The following is a 4980-nucleotide window of genomic DNA, read 5'->3' on the forward strand; positions in this document are numbered from 1 at the left end:
TCTGCTCACTCTCCAGATGACAACGTATTTCAGGACGGGACACAGCGCAAAAAGAAAGGGCAGCCCGAGGGCTGCCCTTTCTGCGTTGGGTCCTTGCGGACTTACTTGCTGGACACGAACTCCGGATAGGCCTCCATACCACATTCGGAGAGATCCACACCTTCGTACTCTTCTTCCTCGGTTACCCGGATGCCCATGACCGCCTTGAGAATACCCCAGACAATCAGGCTGGCAACGAAGACCCAGATAAAGATGGTGAGGGCACCGACAATCTGGCCGAAGAAGCTGGCATCACCATTGGTGATCGGCACCAGCATCAGTCCGAGAATACCGCAGACACCGTGCACCGAGATGGCGCCAACCGGATCATCGATACGCAGTTTATCCAGCGTGACGATGGCGAACACCACCAGGATACCGCCCACGGCACCAAACAGCGTCGCAGTGAGTGCAGTCGGAGTGGAAGGCTCTGCTGTAATGGTGACCAGTCCGGCCAGAGCACCGTTCAGCAGCATGGTCAGGTCAGCCTTGCCAAACATCAGACGGGCAGTGATCAGGGCTGCGATACCGCCACCGGCTGCTGCTGCGTTGGTGTTCAGAAACACCATGGCAACACTGCTGGCACTGTAGACGTCACTGGCCTTGAGGACCGAGCCGCCGTTGAAGCCGAACCAGCCCATCCACAGGATGAAGGTACCGAGAGTCGCCAGTGGCATGTTGGCACCGGGGAAAGCCCGGATTTCACCGTTGGGGCCATACTTGCCTTTACGGGCACCCAGCAGCAGAACGCCTGCGAGGGCTGCCGCAGCACCGGCCATGTGAACAATACCGGAGCCGGCAAAGTCACTGAAGCCAGTATCGCCAAGGTTGAACATGCCAAACACGTCGGCACCACCCCAGGTCCAGGAACCCTGCATCGGGTAGATGAAACCAGTCATGACCACAGCAAACGCCAGAAACGCCCAGAGCTTCATGCGTTCTGCAACAGCACCGGAAACGATGGACATACAGGTCGCAACAAATACCACCTGGAAGAAGAAGTCAGACGCCGGAGCGTAGGGCCCGATACCGTCGTCACCGTAGAAGCCGCCTTCAGCTCCCTGAGCCAGAACACCTTCGAGGTCAACTTCATTGATGCCGGTCAGGAAAATGCCGCCGCCGTACATGATGGCGTAACCGCACACCATGTACATGGTGCAGGCGACGGCAAACAGAGCGACGTTCTTGGTCAGGATTTCAGTGGTGTTTTTGGCACGCACCAGCCCTGATTCGAGCATGGCAAAACCTGCGGCCATCCACATTACTAATGCGCCGCAGACCAGAAAATAAAAGGTATCTATCGAGAATTGTAGCTCTATGATCTGATTTTCCATAGGAAGCCCTCCGCACGAGGCTTAACAGGATTATTGAAAGTTGCGTTGGCCTGACTGCTTAAGCGTCTGTGTTCAGACGGCCTCTTCGCCGGTCTCGCCGGTCCGGATCCGGATCGCCTGTTCCAGCTCGGTGACGAAGATCTTGCCATCGCCAATCTTGCCGGTATTGGCGGCTTTGGTAATGGACTCAATGACCTGGTCCAGAAGGGCGTCACCGATGGCGACCTCTACCTTGACCTTGGGCAGGAAATCCACAACATACTCCGCGCCCCGGTAGAGCTCGGTATGTCCTTTCTGACGGCCGAAGCCTTTGACTTCGGTAACTGTTACGCCTTGAACGCCGATCTCGGATAGTGCCTCACGGACATCATCCAGCTTGAAAGGCTTGATGATCGCTGTCACAAGTTTCATTGCTGTCTCCTTGGAGTTTGCCGTCCCGGTTTTCTTACCGCCTGGGCGGATGAGCCGGGTTCGGGATGCTGCCACCTCGCACACCAATTGTGCGGATTGCGTACGGGGGACATAGCATCGTGTGTGCCAACGCAAAATAATCTTTTAAAATCAGTATATTAAAATCAACGTGAACCAAAATGGTTCTTGCTGGCGCGCCATAATGGCGCGTTCGCTGCTTTTGTGTTCCATTTTGGTGCACTATCGTTCGCAGGCCAGAGCAAGCTGATGGTATTCAACGTCTCCTGCCAGGCCTCATTATGACAGGCTGAGCAATAGTATGGCAGAGAGCCTGTTATGTTACACTCGCGCCACGGGTGGCGAAGGCCCGGGGCCCTCCGCGAGGTTTGGGCATCACCCCTGTGGGCATCAGAATCAGGGAGCAGAACTGCGGTCCTGGCTGATTGCCGGCAAGATCCGGATACTGTGACGGTGGTGCCGTGGTGCCGTGGTGCCATTTCTCCTTGCAATCTCATGTCCCTTTATAACCAACAGGAGCGTAGCGTGAAGTCTCCCCAGGATTTTCTTACACAGCTTCAGGGTCAGTTCGGTCAGTTTGTACCGGATATGGCGCGCGCAGCAAAAGACGACGTGGAGCAACATGCCCGGGCCGCTGCCTTATCGGTGTTGTCCCGGCTCGAGCTGGTCACTCGGGAAGAATTCGATGCCCAGCAGGCGGTGTTGCTGAAAACCCGCGAAAAACTCGAAGCTCTGGAGCGGCGGGTTGCCGAACTGGAAGGTAATGCTGCTGGCGGCCAGTAAGGCCGGTGCCTGACCAGGGGAAATGGCAGGCGTCACAGCAAATCTGAGGAATCTGGTTTCAGTCAGGGAAGACCGATATGCTCGCCACTATTCATACCCGTGCCCGCCTGGGCGTCAGCGCTCCTGCGGTAACCGTGGAAGTACACTTGTCCAATGGCCTGCCGGCCCTGTCCATAGTGGGCCTGCCGGAGACGGCGGTGCGCGAAAGCAAGGATCGCGTTCGCAGCGCGCTGCTCAACGCCGGCTTCGAATTTCCGGCCCGTCGTATCACCATCAACCTGGCCCCGGCCGATCTGCCCAAAGAAGGCGGCCGCTTCGATCTGGCGATTGCCCTTGGTATTCTTGCTGCCTCCGGACAGCTGCCCCCGGAATCCCTGACCACACTTGAATGCCTGGGAGAACTTGCCCTCGACGGTACCTTGCGCCCTGTCAGGGGCGTGCTGCCGGCGGTCATGGCGGCCCGTGACGCCGGCCGGCGGATGCTGGTACCGGACGACAACCGGGAGGAAGCCTCGCTGGCAGCGGCGGACGATGTCTACAGTGCGGGCCATCTGCTTCAGGTTTGCGAGCATCTCACCGGGACCGAGAGGCTGTCGCTGGTGCCGGCCATGGAGCCGGGTCCTGCCCCTGTGGATGCCCCGGATCTGGCGGATGTGCGGGGGCAGCATGTACCCAGGCGCGCCCTCGAAATTGCCGCTGCTGGTGGCCATAATCTGTTGTTGTTCGGCCCGCCCGGCACCGGCAAAAGCATGCTGGCCAGTCGCCTGCCGGGTTTGTTGCCCGCGCTGGGGGACCGGGAGGCACTGGATGTGGCCTGTGTCCACTCGGTGGCGGGATTACCGGTTCGCAGCGGTTACTGGCGCCAGCCTCCCTACCGTGCTCCTCATCACACCGCATCCGCCGTCGCTCTGGTCGGGGGTGGCAGTAGTCCTCGTCCCGGCGAGATATCACTGGCACATAGGGGCGTGCTGTTCCTGGATGAGTTGCCGGAGTTTGACCGCAAGGTGCTCGAGGTGCTGAGGGAACCCATGGAGTCCGGTGAAATAGTGATTTCCCGGGCCGCCAGTCAGGTAACCTACCCTGCGCGATTTCAGGTCATCGCCGCTATGAATCCTTGCCCCTGTGGCTACCTGGGGCATCCCACCATCGACTGCCAGTGCGCTCCCCGGCAGATAACCCGTTACCAGTCGCGCTTGTCCGGCCCTTTGCTGGACCGGTTTGATCTTCACGTTGAGGTGCCGGTGCAAAGCGGTGAAATTCTGATGCAGGCGTCCGGGGCCGGTGAGTCCAGTGCCGCTGTGCGCCACCGGGTCGAGTCGGCCCGCAGCCGTGCCCTGGCCCGGGGAGCGATCAATGCCAGCCTGTCGGGTCCGGATCTGGAGCGGCATTGCGAGCTGGATGATGAGAGCAGTGCCATGCTGGTCATGGCCATGGAGCGCCTGGGTCTGTCGGCCCGGGCCTTGCACCGGATTCTTCGGGTTGCCCGCACGATTGCCGATCTGGCCGGGCATGAGGCGATTGAACGCAGCCACCTGGTCGAGGCATTGGGTTATCGCAAGCTGGACCGAAAGCCATCCCGCTCTGCCCCGGCGCCAGTGTCTGTTAAACTGTAGTCATTTCTTCATGCATCCGGCGCTCAGGGATGATCGCCCATCAGGACCAGACTATGACTGATTCAGACAAACCCGCCGGCGGTGCCGGTATTACCACCCGTCGTGGAGTTCGCAGTTTTGTGATCCGCCAGGGCCGTATGACCGAAGGCCAGAAAAAAGCCTACGAGCGGAATTGGCCGCTCTACGGCCTGGGTCGGGAGCAGGGTGTCATCGATCCCAGGCAGGTATTCGGGCGCGACGCGCCGCTCAATCTGGAGATCGGTTTCGGTATGGGCCAGTCCCTGGCCGCAATGGCGGCAGCTGCACCGGAACAGGATTTTATTGGTGTGGAAGTCCATCACGCCGGGGTTGGTGCCGTGCTCAAGGAAGTGGAAGAGCAGGGCCTTGAGAACCTGCGGGTCTACGAGATCGATGCCAATGATGTCATTGATCTGTGTCTGCCGGATGCCAGTCTTGACCGGGTGATGATTTTCTTTCCTGACCCCTGGCACAAAAAACGCCACAACAAGCGCCGGCTGATCCAGCATGATTTTGTGCAGCGGATCCGGCACAAGCTCCGGGTGGGCGGCATACTGCATCTGGCAACGGACTGGGAGAATTATGCCGAACATATGCTGGAGGTAATGAACGATTCAGAGGGTTTTGAGAATTCCCTCGCTGAAGGCGGCTATGCACCTCGCCCGGAGGATCGGCCAATCACCAAATTCGAGAAACGGGGCGAGGGCCTGGGACATGGGGTCTGGGACTTGCTGTACCGCCGCACCAACTAGCCTGGTCGGCTG

General features: G+C 59.2%; 5 protein-coding genes. 3 read left to right on the forward strand and 2 right to left on the reverse strand.

Features of this window, described 5'->3' with window-relative positions; translation table 11 throughout:
• Positions 1–101 precede the first annotated feature (101 nt).
• Together AAC035_RS18515 and glnK are read right to left on the reverse strand one after the other, a co-directional pair.
• On the reverse strand, positions 102–1373 hold the full coding sequence (locus tag AAC035_RS18515; protein ID WP_339806580.1) for an ammonium transporter: 1272 nt from the start codon (positions 1371–1373) through the stop codon (positions 102–104).
• A gap of 72 nt (positions 1374–1445) precedes the next feature.
• Positions 1446–1784 (reverse strand): P-II family nitrogen regulator, encoded by a 339-nt coding sequence (glnK, locus tag AAC035_RS18520; RefSeq protein WP_339806581.1) that lies wholly within the window; start codon positions 1782–1784, stop codon positions 1446–1448.
• A 543-nt stretch (positions 1785–2327) separates the two neighbouring features.
• On the opposite strand from glnK, the gene AAC035_RS18525 reads away from it, so the two are divergent.
• From AAC035_RS18525 to trmB, 3 genes are all read left to right on the forward strand, one after another.
• Positions 2328–2585 carry an accessory factor UbiK family protein gene (locus tag AAC035_RS18525; RefSeq protein WP_339806582.1) on the forward strand — a complete coding sequence of 86 codons (258 nt, stop codon included), beginning with the start codon at positions 2328–2330 and terminating at the stop codon, positions 2583–2585.
• 77 nt (positions 2586–2662) lie between these two features.
• Complete coding sequence (locus tag AAC035_RS18530; RefSeq protein ID WP_339806583.1) at positions 2663–4198, forward strand: YifB family Mg chelatase-like AAA ATPase; 1536 nt, start codon at positions 2663–2665, stop codon at positions 4196–4198.
• 53 nt (positions 4199–4251) lie between these two features.
• Entirely contained in the window at positions 4252–4968 is a 717-nt protein-coding gene (gene trmB / locus AAC035_RS18535) for a tRNA (guanosine(46)-N7)-methyltransferase TrmB (RefSeq protein ID WP_339806584.1), read from the forward strand.
• Positions 4969–4980: the final 12 nt, after the last annotated feature.

The sequence above is a fragment of the uncultured Marinobacter sp. genome (genome assembly GCF_963974375.1).
Lineage (GTDB): Bacteria > Pseudomonadota > Gammaproteobacteria > Pseudomonadales > Oleiphilaceae > Marinobacter.